This is a genomic window from Pandoraea anapnoica (assembly GCF_902459765.1).
GTDB classification, from domain to species: Bacteria; Pseudomonadota; Gammaproteobacteria; order Burkholderiales; family Burkholderiaceae; genus Pandoraea; species Pandoraea anapnoica.
The window spans coordinates 175378-193216 of sequence record NZ_CABPSP010000004.1 but is presented as its reverse complement, the minus strand read 5'-3'; the positions used below and the strand labels follow the sequence as shown (position 1 = coordinate 193216).

Genomic DNA, 17839 nt, shown 5'->3' with positions numbered 1-17839 from the left:
CGCGTGAAAACGCATAGTGTGTGCGGCTTGCGTATTAGCATGTATAGCACAAACAAAAAAGCGTACACACTACAAAATAATGCCGCGAGAATGAAGGGAAAACCCGAATTATTGATGTTATTTCTTATGTTTCATATGTGTATGTAGTTTTGTCTCAAGTTTTATTCGTCGACTCTCGACGAATTTATAGCGTTAACACTGTTATCGGATATTTTCCGCCCTTGCTCGGTTGCGGCACTGTAGTGGTCATCCCATCCGGACACGGCGAATAAGCAGTTCATCGGTAAGTTTTCCTAACAATGTCTACGGCGGCTCACTCTCTGCTCGCCTCGATACCGCCATAGCCGCAGCGGAAGTTGCGACGACCTTACTCACCGCCCTGCTCCCAGTGCAATTGCCGCCTCAACGGGCGCCTGTACCACCAACTCCGTGTCCGGACGTGTCGAGAATGCCCAGATTGCGACTCGGCGCGTGAATGAACCGAGGACTGCGGCCCGGTCATGCCAATGGCCTCGCGCCCTGACGATGCGCGACATTCAGGTTCCTCGCGAACCAATTTTGAGTCCAAAAACGAACTCAAATATACTATTTGCATGATTTATGAGTTCGTTTATTGACTCTAATATGTCGATGAGTTAAGGTTTGATCCGAGCATACGACTCCAATGGCAACAATCCCAGGATGGAGAACACGGTGAGTTCAATGCGACGTTATCGGAGCGGCGAAGCCGCAAAACTCGTCGATATGCCGGCCGCCACGTTGCGGATCTGGGAGCAGCGCTATGGCGTCGTCTCCCCGCTCACGAGCGCCTCCGGTCAGCGTCTGTATTCCGACGTGGACGTGAGTCGACTCAGAACAATCAAGTCACTTGTCGACAAGGGACACGCGATCGGTGCCGTCGCCCATCTGGACAACGAGCAGTTGGTCCAATTGGCGAGCGGCGAGGTCCCGGCGTCTGCTGCAGACATAACGCACGACACAGTTCTGTTCATCGCGGGCTTCGGCGACGGGGTGACTGCCGAGTTGCCCGAAGGCGTCACTCACGAAGTATTCGCCACTGTCGTCGAAATTCCGGCTGCGCACGAAAAGGCCGGTCGCGCGAGCGGTATGGTCGTACGGGTTGAGGCGCTGCACGAAGACACCGTGTTATCCATTATTGCCGCCGCACGGCGGACGCAATGCGACCAAGTGCTTGTCGTCTACGCATTCGGCACGCGTCGGGCCGTCGATCTTGCGCGTCTCGAGGGCATTCAGATGGTACGCACTTCCGAGGCGCTGCTTCATGAGCACGAAGTCCTTGCGGATTTCGTAAAGTCACTGACACACAAAAATAGCGCAGGCTCGGCCCGCGACCGGCTGTGGGGCAGGTCGTCGCGTCGCTTCGATGAAAAGACGTTGGCCGATCTGGCGCAGCAGTCCACAACGATCGCTTGCGAGTGTCCCAAGCACATCGTCGAACTGGTCGTGCAACTCGCAGCCTTCGAGCGATACAGCGACGAATGCCTGTCGCTCTCCTCGGCCGATGCGCTGCTTCATCAATATTTAGGCGATGCCGCCAACCGGGCCGTCACGCTGTTCGAAGACGCGCTAGCCGCCGTGGCGGCGCACGAAGGCTGGGCGGTTCCAGCCATGCGGCGCGGCGAGCGCTGAAGCGCGTTTCGCGTTCGGATCACATTTGATGGGGAGCATCTCATGGGCGCAGTCATCGACTCTCAGGCTGTAATAGCGCAGGGGCAACAAGAGGGGATCCCGCTTTCGCAGGCGATCAGACAACGTCTTCGAAGTGCCGGCGTACGATTTCACGCGAACGATAACGTTGCCGCCCATTTGCGCGAAGGCGACGTCGACCGACTTCAGGACGAAGTCGCCGGACATATCGAGAACGCGCTGCGCGCGCTCGTCATCGACGTCGACAACGACCACAACACGCGGGACACGGCCAGACGTGTGGCGAAAATGTTCGTCAAAGAAGTGTTCGCAGGTCGCTACGAGCCAGCGCCGGCAATCACCGAATTCCCGAACATCGGGCAGTTGAACGAGCTGACCCTGATCGGGCCGCTTCGCGTACGCAGCGCCTGTTCGCACCATCTGTGCCCGATCATGGGACACGCCTGGATCGGCGTGTTACCCAACGCCCACTCCAATTTGCCCGGCCTGTCGAAATATGCCCGGTTGCTCAACTGGGTCATGGCGAGGCCACAAATTCAGGAGGAAGCGGTTAAGCAGATCGCAGACTTGCTCGAAGAGAAGATTACGCCCGACGGCTTGGCTGTCGTCATGGAGGCAGATCACTTTTGCATGCACTGGCGCGGGACGAAAGACGATGGCGCACGCATGGTGAGTCGCGTGATGCGTGGTCGATTTCTGGAAGATCCCTCACTTCGCCGGGAATTCCTGGCGCTGATGGCTTCGCGTTCCCGGTAAACGCCTTATTGCCGCGGCCCATCCCCCTCTCGATATGTCGCCATGACAATCGCCGACGTCAGTCAGGATGTATTGCCCAATGCCGCCAAAGCGCCCCGCACCACCTCGGCGGGAGCGCCGTCAGGCGCGCATCCGCAGACACATGGATTCAAGCGGGCGCCGCTGTCCGCCCGGCAGTTTTCGGCAATCGACAAGTCGGAACTCGGACACCTGTTGACAGCCGCTCAGCACGGAGACACGCAGGCGTTCGCGCAGTTCTACCGGAGAACTTCATCGCTGATCCTCGGTGCCATTCTGCACATCGTCAACAATCGTGCCGCGGCAGAGGATATTCTTCACGATGTCTACGTGACGCTCTGGCAGCGTAACGTCATTTTCGATCCGCTGCGCGGAGATGTGCTGCCCTGGACACTTACGATAGCGCGGCACAAAGCTATCAGCCATTTGCGAGGTCATAAGCATCACGCGCTGCTGGACGACGTGCTCATGGCCTCGCTCTCAGCAGATAATGCATTGCCCAGCGAAATATTCGAGACGAAGCGAGCATCGCAACGGCTGAGCGATGCGTTGCGCGGGCTGTCGACGCGACATCGTCATGCGATCACGGTCGCCTATTTCGGCGGCTTCTCTTATAGCGAGCTTGCTACGGTACTCGGCGTGCCCGAAGGCACGGCGAAGAGTTGGATCCGTCGAGGCATCGCTTCGTTGCGTCAAATGCTCGAACGCTAAGTCGTCCCTACGGGGCGTTTTCATTCGATCAACCATGAAAGGCACACCATGAGAGACTGCATCCGTACCAAGACACCTTCGCGCATGTCGCTGCTGGCGCTGTTTTCGTTGGTGCTCATCTTCATGTCCGCATGCGCAAGCACGAAACCGCCGGCAGGCGTCGTTCCCGTTTCGCCTTTCGATGTCGGGCGGTATGAGGGGCGCTGGTATGAGCTGGCCCGCCTGGACCACGCCTTCGAGCGAGGTATGACGGATGTCTCCGCGACTTACATGCTTGAGACGGACGGTAGTGTCAAGGTGCAGAATCGCGGATTTGATCAGGCGAACGGACGCTGGAAGGAGGCTATCGGCAAGGCCCGCTTTACCGGGTCGCCCGATGTCGCCTCGTTGAAGGTGTCATTCTTCGGGCCGTTTTACGGCGGCTATCATGTGGCCGCACTGGATCCCGACTATCAGTGGGCGCTGGTGCTCGGGCCCGATACGGGGTACTGCTGGATTCTCGCCCGTCAGAAGCATCTCGACGACGCGCAGATGAAGCAGATCGTAGCCCGCGCGCAAGCGCTTGGCGTCGACACGTCGTCGCTGATCTGGGTAAGCCATACGCGCACGGATCCCGTGCAATGACATGCACCGCAAGCCTCATCTTCCGAGCAAGGTGTGCCAGACCTGCGGCCGTCCGTTCGTCTGGCGCAAGCGCTGGGCGAGGACATGGGACGACGTGAAGTACTGCTCCGAACGCTGTCGACGACATCGCGGCATGTCATGACGTCGGGCGGCTAAGTTCAATGAGGCGGGTGGAAGCGATTCACCGGGGTGAAATTTCGCCAGCAGTGAATCGTTCCCGCTGTGCGCAGGCGACACGCGTGGCGCGCTGTGGGTCGCCGTTCACGAAATTAACAATATCGCCCAGTACCGGAAAGAATCTGCGCAACGGCGCGCTGATCGCGCCCAGCATCAGCGCGTGACCGAGGTCGTAATGACGGGTCTCCACACTGGCTCCCGTCTCTCGTAACCGTTGCGCGAAGCGAGCTGTGTTTCCCGGCTCGACAATGAGGTCCGTGTCGCCCACCCCAAGGAACATCGGCGGCTCCCGTCCCGTCACGAACCGGATGGGTTGACTCTCGTCACGCACAGGCACAGGGAAGACCTGGCGAAGCGTCGAACTTTGCAACGGCAGGAAGTCGTAAGGACCGGCCAGCCCGACTACACCCGAGACAGCGCACGTCGTGAGGCCCGCGCCAAGAAGATATCGTTCGTCGGTCGCCAGCAAGGTCACGATTTGCGCTCCCGCCGAATGTCCCATGAGAAACAGGCGGCCCGGATCGCCGCCAAAGTGTCCGGCGTAATCGGCTCCCCATCTCACTGCCCTTGCCGCATCTTCCATGAACGCCGGAAACGTGACCTCGGGGAATGTCCGATAGTCCGGCAAAATTGCCAGAAAACCCTGTGAGGCCAAGGCTTCACCGACGAAGCGGTACTCCGTACGGTCTCCGCTTTGCCAACTGCCACCGTAAAAGAACACGACGACCGGCATGCCGACGTCACCCGCACCAGCGCGCGTGGGCACGTAAATATCGAGACGCTGCCGCCGAGAGTCGCCATAGGCCACATCGGTGACGGATTGGTACGTCGTGGCGGGCGTAAGCGCATTGATCACATTGATCGGCGAGCAGGCACAAAGTGTCACGCCGGCCGACACAGCCGAAAGAATGCTGGAAAAGTGAATTTTTGGCATGGTGCATGGTGAAGTTTTTGGCAAGGAACGTCAGTCCATTCCCACTCCGGTCAAATCCGGGCGACGAAGCGCCTCATCGCCCGACGGCCGGAAGCAGCACACCTCAGCGCACCGCTCTGCCACGTGTCTTTAAGGCAGTACACGTGGATCACGCTGATGGCGTTTCTCCGATCCGGAAGCCATCACAGATACGGATGACACGACATTCCGGATGCGCCCTCCCCGCACACACTTCACAAGTGATCTGTGAATTTTTTTATCGAAGGTGCATCCGGCGGCGTCTGATCTTCGTATACGTAACAACACGTCCAGACAACACTTAATTGCCTGACAGGTCCCCAATGCTATCGACTGCCGTGATGACCTTCTGCGGGATGATTTTCGCCTTCGCTTTGGCGTGGGTGTTGCAAAAACGCACGAAAAACGCTGGCATGGTCGACCCCATATGGGCGGCCGCACTGAGTCTGGCGGCAATTTTCGTGGCGACTCAGGGCACCGGACACGCGTTTAACCGGATTTTCGTCGGCGTGGCCGGTGGGTTGTGGGGCGCACGTCTCGCCCTGCATCTGTGGCGCCGCAATTGGGGCAAGTTGGAAGACGCGCGCTACCGGGTCTTCCGCGAACGATGGGGAGCGACGGCCGACCGCAATATGTTCTGGTTCTTTCAGTTCCAGGGCGTGATTGCGATGTTGCTCGCGGTCGCGTTCTTCTTGCCCGCGTTCAGCGCGCAGGCGGCGTCGACACTCAATGTGATCGTCGCAGTGCTGATCTGGGCTGGCGCAGTCGTCGGGGAAGCGAGCGCCGATCGCCAGTTGCGCGACTTCGTCAGCGATCCCACGCATCGGGGACAGGTCTGCCGCGAGGGCTGGTGGCGTTACTCGCGTCATCCCAACTATTTCTTCGAATGTCTGCATTGGTGCAGCTATGCCGCGCTCTCCATCGCAATGCCGTGGGGCTGGTTGACGCTCTTTCCCCCACTGTTCATGGCATGGCTGCTGCTGAAAGTGTCGGGCATCCCGTTGCTGGAGGCGCACCTGATGGCCACGCGTCCGGCTTATCGGGAATACATGCAAACCACCAGCTCGCTAGTCCCCTGGCCACCGAAACCCGCTCGTCAGACGACATCGTCATGACGGACATTGCGCAAACCTGGAGTTTGACACTATGACTGTCTCCCTTACTCGGCCGCCCTCGGCCAGCGCCGACACGATAGAAGAATCGGGACTCGTTCGGCTTTGCGAGTTGGGCGTGGTGCCCGACGCGCTGCTGCGCGCCGGAATGCGTCAACTCATGCGCCAACGACTGAAGCAGGAGTATGCGCACCATCTCGAGCGCGGCATGTCGGCATTGTCCGACCTCGTGAAGGAATTGCGTACGAGCCCCATCGCGATCGCTTCCCAGGAAGCCAATGCCCAGCATTACGAGGTGCCGAGCGAGTTCTTCCTCGCCCACCTGGGACCCGCGATGAAGTACTCGTGCTGCTATTACGAAAGCGAGTCGACAACGCTGGAACAGGCCGAGCAGGCCATGTTCACGCGCTATGCCGAGCGGGCACAGCTCGCCGATGGCCAGCGCATTCTGGATCTCGGTTGCGGATGGGGATCGCTCGCACTTTGGCTGGCAGAGCGATATCCGGGGGCGCAAATCGTCGGGCTATCCAACTCTTACGGTCAACGCCGTTTCATCGAGGCGTCCGCCGCCAAGCGGGGGCTGCGCAACCTTCGGATCGTCACGGGCAACGTGGCCGACTTCGACTTTACCGACGACGTTCCCGCGCAATTCGACCGGGTCCTGTCGATCGAGATGTTCGAACACATGAAAAACTACGGCGCGCTGATGAAGAAGATCGCGGGCTGGCTGAACGATCGCGGAATGCTGTTCGTGCACATCTTCGCGCATCGGCATCTCGCCTATCATTTTCAGGACCGCGACGGATCCGATTGGATGTCGCGGCATTTCTTTACCGGCGGCACCATGCCGAGCGCCGATCTGCTGCTGCATTTCCAGGATGACCTGCGCATCGCAGACCGCTGGTGGGTGGACGGACGGCACTACGCGCGCACGGCCAACGATTGGCTCGACGCACTCGATGCCGCCAGAGAAACGGTGCTGCCGATCCTCGAGGCGAACTACGGCGCGCAGGCGCGTCTTCAACTCCAGCGCTGGCGCATGTTCTACATGGCCGTGGCAGAGCTGTTCGGCTACGCGGGCGGTCAGCAGTGGGGAGTTGGGCATTACCTGTTCGAAAAGCCAGGAGCGGGCGCAGGAGTCCAGGCATGACTCGACATTCCACACCGCCCCACCGGCTTGCCACCGAGCGCGTTGCCGTGTCGCTGCGCACGCAAAGGGCTGCGCCGCAATCGACGCGCAGACGCTGGTTCGCCGTCGCGGTGCTCGCCTGCGCGGCGCTGACAAGTTGCTCCGGCGCGCCTCCCAACCCGAACCCGCTCGCTAATGTCCCTCTCAAGGTGGCGTCCGTAGATCTGCCACGCTACATGGGCCGTTGGTACGTCATAGCCAACATTCCCTACTTCGCGGAGCGCGATTTCGTCGCGAGCCGCGCCGAATGGGTGCTGCGCGAAGACGGACGCATCGACGACCACTTCTACGGTCGCAAAGGCGGATTCGACCAACCTGAGAGCCATTACCAGTTTCTCGACAGCGTTTTGCCGGGCACCGGCGGCGGTCACTGGCGCGTACGACTTTTCTGGCCGATCTACGTTTCGCAACTCACGTTGTATGTGGACCCGGATTATCGCTACACGCTGCTTGGCTACCCGGACAAATCGCTGGGCTGGGTATTTTCACGTGAGCCGACGATGGACGACGCGACGTACCGCTTGCTGCTGACCCGGCTGGAGGCCATGGGCTACGACACATCGCGATTCCGGCGCGTGCCGCAGATGCCGGAACAGCTGGGCCAGCCCGGCTTCGTCACGCCAGGTCGCGAAGACTGAACGCCGATAACCTTACTCACATAGAGATCGCACAATGAGCCCAACGACGATCGTTTTGCCTCCCGGTCAACGTATCGCGGTGATCGGCGCCGGGATCGCGGGCCTGACGAGTGCCTATTTCCTCGCGCAAAAATATCGGGTGACGGTTTTCGAGGCAGGGGAATACGCGGGCGGACACACGAATACTGTCGACGTCGAGCTTGACGGAATGCGTGCGCCTGTCGATACCGGCTTTCTCGTGTTCAACGAGCGCACCTATCCGAACCTCATCGCGCTTTTCGACGAACTGGGCGTGCGGTCCATCGCGAGCGACATGTCGTTTTCCGTGTCCGTGGGCGGCGGCGCGCTCGAGTGGGCCGGGACCAGTCTGAACACCGTCTTCGCCCAGCGCCGGAATCTGTGCTCGCCAAGTTTTCTCGGCATGCTGCGCGACATTCTGCGATTCAACGCTTCGGCCGAGCGGCACCTCGAGAGCGCCTCGCGCGAGCGTCAGTCTGTCGGCGAACTGCTGCTCGCGCACGGTTACGGCCAGCCGTTTCAGCAGCATTACTTGCTGCCGATGGCCGCAGCCATCTGGTCGAGCCGCGCCGCCGATATTCTGCGGTTTCCCGCGGTGACGTTCCTGAGGTTCTGTCTGAACCACGCCCTGCTGCAGATCCGCGATAGGCCACAGTGGCGTACGGTCGCCGGCGGTGGTCGCGAGTACGTCAGGCGCATCTGCGCCACGCTGGACGATGTTCGACTTGGAACGCCCGTGGGGCAAGTCGAACGCGACAGCGAAGGGGTGACGGTCCGGTTCGGCAACGCTCAGGCGGAGCGCTTCGATGCGGTGGTGATGGCCAGCCACGCGCCAACCAGCCTTCAGTTGCTTGGCGACGCAGACCCGACAGAGCGCCGGGTGCTCGGCGCCGTGGGCTATCAACCGAACATTGCCGTACTCCACACGGACCCGACGTTGCTTCCCAGGCGCAGACGTGTCTGGTCTGCGTGGAATTACGTGAGCCATGCGAGCCGGACAACGGCGTCGGATCATCCCGTTTGTGTGAGCTACCTCATCAATCAACTCCAGGCCTTGCCCTTCAGCACGCCGGTGATCGTAACCCTCAACCCGGTGCGGGAGCCTGCGCCGTCTACGGTCATCGGCCGCTACGCCTACGAGCATCCGCTGCTCGATCTCGCAGCCGTCGACGCCCAGTCACAACTCCCGGCGCTCCAAGGTCGTCGACGGACCTGGTTCGCAGGTGCTTGGACCGGTTACGGATTTCACGAGGATGGCCTCAAATCTGCACTGCGCGTGGCCCGGGATTTCAATGTGCTCCCTTCATGGGCTTCGCTATGAAGCCGACGGATCCGAGCGCCGCACCCGCGGCCTGGCTGCTCAGAGGGCACGTCATGCACGAACGTCTGTCACCGGTGAGGCACAGGTTCACGTATCCCCTGTTCCAGATTTCGTGCGACGTCGCACGCATGAACACCTTGGCAAGTTGGTGGTTCGCAGCAGACCGACACCGCCTTCTGAGCGTGAAGTCGACCGACTACGGACCGAGGGATGGCCGCTCGCTCGATGCCTGGATGCGTGAGCGTCTCGCGGCATCGGGGATCCCGGCCGACGGCGCTATCTGGCTGCAAACCATTCCCCGAATCGTGGGCTACGCGTTCAACCCGGTGAGCTTCTGGTACTGCCACGACCGTGAGGGCAACCTGCGCGCGATCTACGCGGACGTGAACAACACCTTCGGTCAGCATCACGGCTACCTTCTGTGCTCGCCGGACACGGCCGCCATTCGCGGCGATGTCGCGCTCGAGTGCCGCAAAGTGTTTCATGTCTCGCCGTTTTGCAAGGTCGAAGGCGAGTATGCCTTTCGCGTCAATCGGCACGGCCGGTGGTGGTCGGTGGGTATCGATTACCGCGTGGACGACAGGCTTCTGCTGCGAACCGTCGTCGGCATGCGCGCCGAGCCCTTCACCGGCGTCGGGGTGCTGAAGGCCATGCTACGCGGGCCCTTCGATGCGCTGAACGTCGTATTTCGAATTCACTGGCAGGCGCTGCGGCTATTGCTCAAGCGGGTGCCGTTCCATGGCAAGTCGCCATTGGATCGGTATGTCGACATGCCGACACCAGGCGCAGCATGCGAGCGCGAATTGCCCCCCGCTGCCACGCCATCCGATCAGGAGATCAGATCATGACGATGCTTCGACTTCACACCCCGCACACGGACATTCCGCTTGGCGCTCGCGTTTTCTGCGCCCTATTGCAGCGGATTCGTGTCGGGCATCTGACGCTCGTCGCGCCCGACGGCTCGACCCAGGTTTTCGGCAAGTCCAGTGAGGCGCCCGGCGCCACACTTCAGATCCACGACTGGCGAGCCTGCCGGCAGATCATGCGCGCGGGCGACATCGGTTTTGCCGAGGCTTACATTGCCGGATGGATCGAGACGCCCGACATCGCCGCCCTGCTGCGTCTGGCGCTGCGCAATCAGTCGACGATCGACCGGTCCATCGTCGGGTCGCGCCTGAGCCGGGTCTGGTTTCGACTTCGTCATGCCCTGCGCCGCAATTCGCGGGCGGGCAGCCGGCGCAATATCCACGCGCACTACGATCTCGGCAATCGGTTCTACGGCTTGTGGCTCGATCCGACCTGGACCTATTCGAGCGCATTGTTCGAAGGTGATGCGCAACGCTCGCTAGCCGACGCGCAACGCGCCAAGTACCAGCGCATCGTCGACACGCTCGGCCTGCGCCCCGGCGATCGCGTGCTCGAGATTGGTTGCGGCTGGGGTGGTTTTGCCTTGCACGCGGCAAGCCAGGGTATTGCGGTTCACGGCATAACCCTGTCGCACGAACAGCTCGCCCTTGCACAGTCGCGTATCGCCGACGCAGGGCTGACGCAGTTGGCGACAGTCTCACTCACGGATTACCGGGATGTGCAGGGACAGTTCGATGCGGTGGTGTCGATCGAGATGTTCGAGGCGGTCGGTCAAGCCTACTGGACACGATATTTCAACGTTCTTGCCGAGCGCCTTCGACCTTCCGGACGAGCGTTGATCCAGACGATCACGATTGCCGATGCGGCATTCGAGGCCTATCGCGGATCCAGCGACTTCATTCGAGAGTTCATCTTTCCGGGCGGCATGTTGCCGAGTGTGTCGCGTTTTGTCGCATCGGCGCGCAGATGCGGCTTGCAAGCCAGCGAGACGCTGGCATTCGGACTGGACTATGCCTGCACGTTGAATCACTGGCACGCAGCATTCTCGTCTCGAATCGACGACGTCCGCGCGCAGGGATTCGACGAGACGTTTATTCGCACATGGCGCCTCTATCTGAAGTATTGCGAAGCCGCGTTCGACGAGCGGCGCATCGACGTCAATCAATTCCTGCTCACGCGAGGGGCATGACATGTTCCGGCGCGCGCTGTGTGTCGGCCTGTCCGCGCTCCTGCTCGCTGGCGCCTATGCCCCAACGGCTACGGCGACCGGCTGTCGCAGCGATATCGCTGCGACCACGCGCGTGGGCAGCGGCGAATTTTGCGTCCTGGGCTTCTGCCTCTACAAGGCGGAACTCTGGTCGGCAAGACCTCGGTTCTCCCCCGATGCGCCATTCGCGCTGGTGCTCTACTATGAGCGCAGCGTAAGCGCCGAGAACATCATCTCGACAGGCATCTCGGAGATCGAGCGGCTGGCGACACAACCGCTGCCGAGCGCCACCGTGAACGCGTGGCGCAAGGAGATGAAGCAGGCATTCGGCGATGTGTCGCGAGGCGACGAGTTGTGTGGCGTGTACCTGCCCGGGCAAGGCGCACGCTTTTATGCCAATGGGGTAGCCACGAGCCAAATCGATGACGAGGCCTTCGCTCGCGCATTTTTCGGAATCTGGCTCGACCCTCGCACCCGCGCCCCGTCACTTCGCGAACGGTTGCTCGGCGGAGGCTCATGAATGAGGGCATCGGCACATTTGTCCACCGCGCGGGCGGCGATGTTACGCGCGAAGTGGCTCTATCTAATGCTCGGGCAATTGGGGTGGCTGATCTGCGTGTTGAGCGCGGCGCGGGGCAAAGGCTGGGTGGGATGTTGCGCCGTGGCGTTCCTCGCGGCGGTTCACTTGCGCTTCACACCGCAGCGTGCACGCGAGGCGCGGTTCGTGCTGATCGTGACTGTGCTCGGGTGGATGTGGGAATCTCTCGTGCTGGCAACAGGCGTTCTCACGTATCCGAACGGCTTAATTCGGCCCTGGGGCGCCCCGTACTGGATGGCCGGACTGTGGATGCTTTTCGCTCTGCAGGTCAACACATTATTCGGGTGGCTGCGCCCCTTCCCTCTGCTCTCGTTGCTGCTCGGCGCCGTTGGCGGCACCCTGTCGTTCAAGGCGGGGGCCATGCTGGGAGCAGTTCAATTCGTGAAGGTGACGCAGGCCTACGCGGTGCTCGCGTGCGGATGGGCCGTCATTCTGCCCGGCCTCATATGGATGGGACACACCCTTGGGGCGTCGCGTACCGATTCCTCCGGACCACCCGGTTCATCCGAAGCAAATTGTCGTTGAACGCGCTTATCGAGCGAGAACTTCGCCGGTGTCCGGGACCGCAAGCGCCTTGGACTCCGTACCAGCCGGGTTCACCCATTGAACAATGAATCCCCCGATCAACGACAACAAGCTGCGCTGTGCCGAATATGCACTCGGCGTACTCGATGCGTCCGAACGGCGGGGGCGTGCCCCACGGGAAGTCCCGCGGGCCCTATTCTCGCAACTGGCCATGTCCTCGACGCGTGATCAACCAAAAGATCGGCTTCATTGCATCCAAATCAGTTCCTCGTGTGTAGAGAGAGTGATGCTCCCGAATTCGAGACATCAGCCTAATCAATCCTCTTGAGGAGTTTTGCCATGAATCGCATCGTCCTTGTCAGCCTGGTTGCCACAACCGTTCTCAGCGCGTGTGCTGGAAGCATGTCGACGCCCGGCTCATCTTTGCCGGTCGCAGATGCCGTGAAGGTTCCCGATGGCCATAGCATTGCCTTGCAGACAGTGGGCAAAGGCGAAATTCTTTATGAGTGTCGGGAGAAAAAGGATGCAATGGGCCAGTTTGAATGGAGCTTCGTGGGGCCGGACGCCATTCTGAGCGACCGCTCCGGTAACGTCGTTGGGAAGTACTACGGCCCACCCGCGACGTGGGAATCCAGCGACGGCTCCAAGGTCACGGCGACACAGGTCGCCGTATCTCCTGCAGGCACGGGGAACATTCCTCTGCAGTTGGTCAAGGCAAATCCGGCAACTGGTTCAGGCGCAATGCAAGGCGTAACCTATATTCAACGCCTGACAACCCAAGGCGGTACGGCACCGATGTCGCAATGCAATATGGCAACCAAAGGCGCGAAACAAACCGTGAAGTATCAGGCCGACTACATTTTCTGGAAGGCCTCTTGACAGAATCGGAGGCCATAGGCATTTTCCGGAAAGCGTAGTCGATCTTCGGCGGCATGCCCGGACATGCCGCCGAGCGCTTCCACGAGGTGCCTGTGCACGAACAGACGGACGAGTTTGACTACGAATCGTTGATTGCCGCATGCCATCGGCAGGACGCCGAGGCACTGCGGCAGCTCTATGAGCGAGACGCCGCCTATCTGCTGGGCGTCGCGCATCGTATCGTGCGCGACCGGCAACTGGCTGAAGACGTGCTGCACGACGCATTCGTGAGTGTCTGGACGCGTGCCGCGACCTTCGATGCCGCGCGCGGCTCCGGCCGCGGGTGGATCTTCAGCATTGTCCGGCACCAGGCCCTCAATACTGTTCGACGCCGGAACAAGGAAGTCGATATGGAAGAGGACTCGTTCGATGCCCACATGAATGGCACAACAACGGCCGCGACCGATTCCTTCTCTTTGGATGCCGATCCCATGATGCGCGGCCGTTTGGCCCAGTGCCTGGAGCGACTCGACGCCCCCGGTCGTGCAAGTATTCTTTATGCCTATCTGGACGGCTGCTCACACAGTGAAATCGCTCAGCGCCTGCGATCCCCGCTCGGGACTGTGAAGGCGTGGGTGCGTCGCGGCTTACAGTCCCTTCGTGAGTGCATGGAATGACGCCGGAAGAAGCTGACGCGCTCGTCGAACTCGCGGGAGAATATGTTCTCGGCACCCTCTCTTGGGAGCGCAGGCAAGACGTGGAATCGCGGCTGCCGCATGAACTCTTATTGGCCGCACAGGTCGCTCGGTGGGAGTCCCGCCTCCAACCGTTGGCCGACACGGTCGCCCCGCTCGCCCCATCGGGCCAACTCTGGCGACGCGTCAGTGGGAGCATCTCAGTCGCTCGACAGTCGGTATGGCGCCGCTGGTGGGGCGATATCCGCTTTTGGCGACTGACTTGTGGCGCTTTGACGTGTGCAGCGGTCCTCCTTGCCGTTACTTTGCAGGTAAAAGTCAGCACTCCAGCGTTACCTCCGCGTTTCGTCGTCGTGCTTGTGTCTCCGGTGGATAAAAGTCCGGGCTGGCTGGTTCAGGTCAGCGCCGATCGGAAACTCCGTTTGATTCCGCTAAAGACCGAGCCAAGGCAGTCGGACAAGGCATTGCAGCTGTGGACCAAGGCAGAGGGATGGTCCGGCCCAGTCTCATTGGGACTGCTGCGAGTGGGCGAGCCTGTCGAGGTGGATCTCGACAATCTGCCACCGCTCCAACCCAATCAACTGTTCGAGATTACGCTTGAACCGCCGCAGGGCTCACCGATTGATCGGCCAACGGGGCCAATTCTCTCGATTGGGCGTGCAGTGGCGACGTAGTAATGAGGACAGAAATTAGGATGTCGATGCTATTTGCTGATGGCATCTTCCACAGACATCGCAGCGGCCAAACGAACACCGTGCTTTGCTGCTGTGATTTCCGCAAGTATTGAGACTGCAATTTCCGCGGGCGATTTGCTTCCGATGTACACGCCTGCCGGACCGCGTAGACGTGCGACTTCATGGGCCGTCAGGTCGAACTGTAACAATCGCTGCCGCCGCGCAGCGTTGTTTCTTCGCGATCCGAGCGCGCCGACATAGAACGCCGGTGTGCGTAGCGCTTCCATCAGTGCTAGATCGTCCAGCTTCGGATCATGTGTCAAAGCGATCACGGCCGCCCGGCTATCCAGGCGCATCGATGACACTACGTCGTCCGGCATTTCGCGCGTGAGCGTCACGCCCTCAACCTGCCAATTGTCGGCATACTGCTCCCGTGGATCACACACGATCACCTGGTAATCGAGGCCGGTAGCGATCTGGCAAAAGAATCGAGAGAGCTGCCCTGCCCCAATGACCAGCATGCGATAACGGGGACCATGCACGGTCGTAAGTGTGGAGCCGTCGAAATGAACACCATGTGTCACCGGCGCCGCGCAGATCTGCGCGGCGCCGGTGGACATATCCAGCGTTCGTGCGACGAGCTTTTGTTGCAGCACGGCGCAAAGCACCTCCCGAATTCTGCTGCGCTTCGATACCGGTTCGAGGGCGAGCTGTATCGTCCCTCCGCAGGGCAGCCCAAACCGATGAGCCTCGTCCGCGCTGATTCCATACTCGACGATCTCAGGCAATTTCAGGTGGATGCCGTTGCGTACAACGCGATCAATGAGGTCGTCTTCGATGCAGCCCCCGGAGACCGAGCCGACCACGCGTCCATCGTCACGAATGCACAACATGGCACCCTCAGGGCGCGGCGACGACCCCCATGTCTTGATGACCGTGACGAGCAAGGCACGTCGACCGCCGTCGATCCAATCCGCGCATTGCGTCAGCACTTCAATATCTTCACTATTCACGGTCGTCTCCGCACCCTGACGTTCAATGCTGCACGCCGAACTGTTCGTGATCAGGGGCACGCCAGACGAGCCCGATCAGCAAACCGAGCACGCAAAGCGCACCGATATACCAGGCCGGTGCCATGGTCAGTCCCTGTTTGCCGACGAGAAACGCGGCAATCGCCGGTGCCGTGCCGCCGAATACGGCATACGCGGTGTTGTACGACAGCGCAAATCCCGTAAAGCGAACTTCAGCCGGGAAACTCTTCACGATGATGTACGGGCCAAGCGTGATCGTGCCGATCAGGAATCCGCCGGCGATATATAGCGGCCAGACGAGCTGGCTCGTCGAGCCCAGCGACATATAGAACGCAGCCGTCACCACGAGCATTGCAAGACTGCCCAGCGCATAAGCGCGTCCCCCGCCAATCCTGTCAGCCGCCCATCCCGCGAACGTGCTACCGAGAATCAGGCCGAAGATCGACCACGAATTGTTCGCGAAAACCTCCTTCGGCGCCAAATGGAACTGCGTTTGCAGGTACGTCGGCGTGTACAGAAAATAGACAACGAAGATGCCCGAAAACACCCACGTCGCAAGCAGCCCGAATACCAGCGCCTTGCGGTGCTGCTTCAACACGATGGACAGGGGCAGACGAGAGTCTGCCTGGCGTTTGGCGCGCAACGCTTCGAACACGGGCGTTTCCTGAAGGTAACGACGCAGATAGACCGAAATCAGACCGAAAACACCGCCGGCGATGAACGGAAGACGCCAACCCCACGTCTTCAAGCTTTCCGGGTCCATGTTGCCGATGAGAAACTTGGCGCTCAGTGCCCCCAGCAAAATGCCCGTGCAAAGCCCCGACATCAGCAGCCCGCAGGCGAGGCCCACGCGATCCCGGCGCACGTGCTCGGCACAGAAAATCCATGCGCCTGGCACTTCGCCGCCAACCGACAGGCCCTGAAGCACTCGACACAGCAGGAATAGCAGCGGCGCCACCAATCCGATCATCGCGTAGCTTGGCAGCAAACCGATCAACAGCGTCGGGGCGGCCATCAGAAACAGACTGAGCGCAAACATCTTCTTTCGGCCGATCCGGTCGCCGAAGTGCGCGAAGAAGATACCCCCGATCGGACGGACGAGATAACCCGCTGCGAAAATGCAAAACACCTCCAGTTGTGCAAGCCACTCAGGTGTCTGGGGTGGGAAGAATACGGTCGCAAGTAACTTCGTGAAGAAGACGGCAACAATGAAGTCGTAGTACTCCAGAGCGCCACCAAGCGACGCTAGCATCAGCGTCTTGATATCGCCCATCGACATTGAACGTTCATTCGATACAGCCTCGATCGGCACTGGGGTAGAGGTCATTCGTTTGCTCCAAACTCTGCGGGTTTACCGGTTTTTGAAAGTTCCGCGTGACCTCCTCATCTCATCAGTGCACTGATAGAATGGGGGTCATTCTGGTTTTGCATATGGCGACAGTCGTACCTGCTGCGCCACCAAAAAAGGTTATTGAAATATTTGTCAGTATGCTGACAGAATGCTTTTTATCGTGACAAAATCAGGAACGCAATAGGTGTCTTGTCCGGATCAGTAAAAGTCCCTAGCTCGCGCTGCCTCATGCAGATTTCGTGCCATATGTGACACCGTTCGGCAAGATGGTTAGACTCTATCAATCCGCTAATTCACGACTTCACAATGAGCACGGCCGCCAAAGAAACCACGAGTACTGAGGGCGTTATCGAAACGGGACATCTCTGGCAACGTCCAGGATTCCTGATCCGCCGACTCAACCAGATTCACATCGCCCTCTTCTTCGAAAGCTGCAAGGACTTTTCCATTACGCCCGTTCAATACGGGTTGCTTACCACGCTCAGCGAGCATCCCAATCTCGATCAGACGTCGTTGTGCGCGGAGGTCGGTGTCGATCGCACAACGATGGCCGATGTGCTGCGCCGCCTCGAGGAGCGAGGTTTGGTCAAGCGGACACCGAGCGCAAGCGACGGGCGTGTCAAGATTGCCAACATCACGGCACGGGGCCGCGCGATCATGCGGGACATGTACGCGAGCATGCGCGAGGCTCAAGTCCAGTTTCTCGCGCCACTGGAGGAAAAGGATCAGGCCACATTCATCCGGTTAATGATGCAATTGGTGGAAGGCAATAACCAGTACGGTCGCACCTCGCTCAATCACTTCGACTGACACCACGGTAGCGGGCGAGCCGCGATCTCGCACGGCTCC

20 protein-coding genes are annotated in these 17839 nt (G+C 60.2%); 17 read left to right on the top strand and 3 right to left on the bottom strand.

The genetic code is table 11. The features are described from left to right. Positions 1-702: 702 nt before the first annotated feature. Genes PAN31117_RS09055 through PAN31117_RS09035 form a run of 5 tightly spaced genes read left to right on the top strand, consistent with a single transcriptional unit; the run spans position 703 to position 3919 of the window. A complete protein-coding gene (locus tag PAN31117_RS09055) occupies positions 703-1650 on the top strand; it encodes a MerR family transcriptional regulator (protein WP_174990886.1) in 948 nt (315 codons plus the stop codon). Positions 1651-1692: 42 nt separating this feature from the next. Further along, positions 1693-2424 (top strand): GTP cyclohydrolase I, encoded by a 732-nt coding sequence (gene folE / locus PAN31117_RS09050; RefSeq protein WP_150737900.1) that lies wholly within the window; start codon positions 1693-1695, stop codon positions 2422-2424. A gap of 42 nt (positions 2425-2466) precedes the next feature. Then, positions 2467-3153, top strand: a complete 687-nt coding sequence (locus tag PAN31117_RS09045; protein ID WP_150737899.1) for a sigma-70 family RNA polymerase sigma factor — start codon at positions 2467-2469, stop codon at positions 3151-3153. Between the two features lie 48 nt (positions 3154-3201). After that, the gene (locus PAN31117_RS09040; RefSeq protein WP_150737898.1) at positions 3202-3777 is read left to right on the top strand and encodes a lipocalin family protein; all 576 of its coding nucleotides are present in this window, start codon (positions 3202-3204) and stop codon (positions 3775-3777) included. Between the two features lies 1 nt (position 3778). Next, positions 3779-3919, top strand: coding sequence for a DUF2256 domain-containing protein (locus PAN31117_RS09035; protein WP_150737897.1), 141 nt, complete (start codon positions 3779-3781; stop codon positions 3917-3919). A 39-nt stretch (positions 3920-3958) separates the two neighbouring features. On the opposite strand, the gene PAN31117_RS09030 is transcribed toward PAN31117_RS09035, so the two are convergent. Further along, the gene (locus PAN31117_RS09030; protein ID WP_150737896.1) at positions 3959-4888 is read right to left on the bottom strand and encodes an alpha/beta hydrolase; all 930 of its coding nucleotides are present in this window, start codon (positions 4886-4888) and stop codon (positions 3959-3961) included. A 374-nt stretch (positions 4889-5262) separates the two neighbouring features. On the opposite strand from PAN31117_RS09030, the gene PAN31117_RS09025 reads away from it, so the two are divergent. From PAN31117_RS09025 to PAN31117_RS08970, 11 genes are all read left to right on the top strand, one after another. Beyond that, positions 5263-6021 carry a DUF1295 domain-containing protein gene (locus PAN31117_RS09025; protein ID WP_370855743.1) on the top strand — a complete coding sequence of 253 codons (759 nt, stop codon included), beginning with the start codon at positions 5263-5265 and terminating at the stop codon, positions 6019-6021. A 31-nt stretch (positions 6022-6052) separates the two neighbouring features. Continuing rightward, positions 6053-7168: an SAM-dependent methyltransferase gene (locus PAN31117_RS09020; RefSeq protein ID WP_150737894.1), complete on the top strand. Its 1116-nt coding sequence runs from the start codon at positions 6053-6055 to the stop codon at positions 7166-7168. Next, positions 7165-7845 carry a lipocalin family protein gene (locus PAN31117_RS09015; RefSeq protein ID WP_150737893.1) on the top strand — a complete coding sequence of 227 codons (681 nt, stop codon included), beginning with the start codon at positions 7165-7167 and terminating at the stop codon, positions 7843-7845. The genes PAN31117_RS09020 and PAN31117_RS09015 overlap by 4 nt, the downstream gene beginning before the upstream one ends. A gap of 34 nt (positions 7846-7879) precedes the next feature. Beyond that, positions 7880-9184 carry an NAD(P)/FAD-dependent oxidoreductase gene (locus PAN31117_RS09010; RefSeq protein WP_150737892.1) on the top strand — a complete coding sequence of 435 codons (1305 nt, stop codon included), beginning with the start codon at positions 7880-7882 and terminating at the stop codon, positions 9182-9184. Beyond that, a complete protein-coding gene (locus PAN31117_RS09005; RefSeq protein WP_150737891.1) occupies positions 9181-10032 on the top strand; it encodes a DUF1365 domain-containing protein in 852 nt (283 codons plus the stop codon). Before PAN31117_RS09010 ends, PAN31117_RS09005 begins: the two co-directional genes overlap by 4 nt. Next, on the top strand, positions 10029-11240 hold the full coding sequence (locus tag PAN31117_RS09000) for an SAM-dependent methyltransferase (RefSeq protein WP_150737890.1): 1212 nt from the start codon (positions 10029-10031) through the stop codon (positions 11238-11240). The genes PAN31117_RS09005 and PAN31117_RS09000 overlap by 4 nt, the downstream gene beginning before the upstream one ends. Before the next feature lies 1 nt (position 11241). Next, on the top strand, positions 11242-11778 hold the full coding sequence (locus tag PAN31117_RS08995; protein ID WP_150737889.1) for a chalcone isomerase family protein: 537 nt from the start codon (positions 11242-11244) through the stop codon (positions 11776-11778). Then, positions 11779-12381: a DUF2878 domain-containing protein gene (locus PAN31117_RS08990; protein WP_150737888.1), complete on the top strand. Its 603-nt coding sequence runs from the start codon at positions 11779-11781 to the stop codon at positions 12379-12381. Positions 12382-12720: 339 nt separating this feature from the next. Next, positions 12721-13260 carry a DUF3455 domain-containing protein gene (locus PAN31117_RS08980; protein ID WP_150737887.1) on the top strand — a complete coding sequence of 180 codons (540 nt, stop codon included), beginning with the start codon at positions 12721-12723 and terminating at the stop codon, positions 13258-13260. A gap of 53 nt (positions 13261-13313) precedes the next feature. Further along, a complete protein-coding gene (locus PAN31117_RS08975) occupies positions 13314-13916 on the top strand; it encodes a sigma-70 family RNA polymerase sigma factor (RefSeq protein ID WP_150737886.1) in 603 nt (200 codons plus the stop codon). After that, on the top strand, positions 13913-14608 hold the full coding sequence (locus PAN31117_RS08970; RefSeq protein ID WP_150737885.1) for an anti-sigma factor: 696 nt from the start codon (positions 13913-13915) through the stop codon (positions 14606-14608). Before PAN31117_RS08975 ends, PAN31117_RS08970 begins: the two co-directional genes overlap by 4 nt. 29 nt (positions 14609-14637) lie before the next feature. On the opposite strand, the gene PAN31117_RS08965 is transcribed toward PAN31117_RS08970, so the two are convergent. Then, the gene (locus tag PAN31117_RS08965) at positions 14638-15621 is read right to left on the bottom strand and encodes an XdhC family protein (RefSeq protein WP_150737884.1); all 984 of its coding nucleotides are present in this window, start codon (positions 15619-15621) and stop codon (positions 14638-14640) included. 22 nt (positions 15622-15643) lie between these two features. Beyond that, on the bottom strand, positions 15644-16966 hold the full coding sequence (locus PAN31117_RS08960) for an MFS transporter (RefSeq protein ID WP_246188988.1): 1323 nt from the start codon (positions 16964-16966) through the stop codon (positions 15644-15646). A 330-nt stretch (positions 16967-17296) separates the two neighbouring features. Between PAN31117_RS08960 and PAN31117_RS08955 the strand changes: the two genes are divergently transcribed. Continuing rightward, positions 17297-17800, top strand: coding sequence for a MarR family winged helix-turn-helix transcriptional regulator (locus tag PAN31117_RS08955; RefSeq protein ID WP_150574060.1), 504 nt, complete (start codon positions 17297-17299; stop codon positions 17798-17800). Positions 17801-17839: the final 39 nt, after the last annotated feature.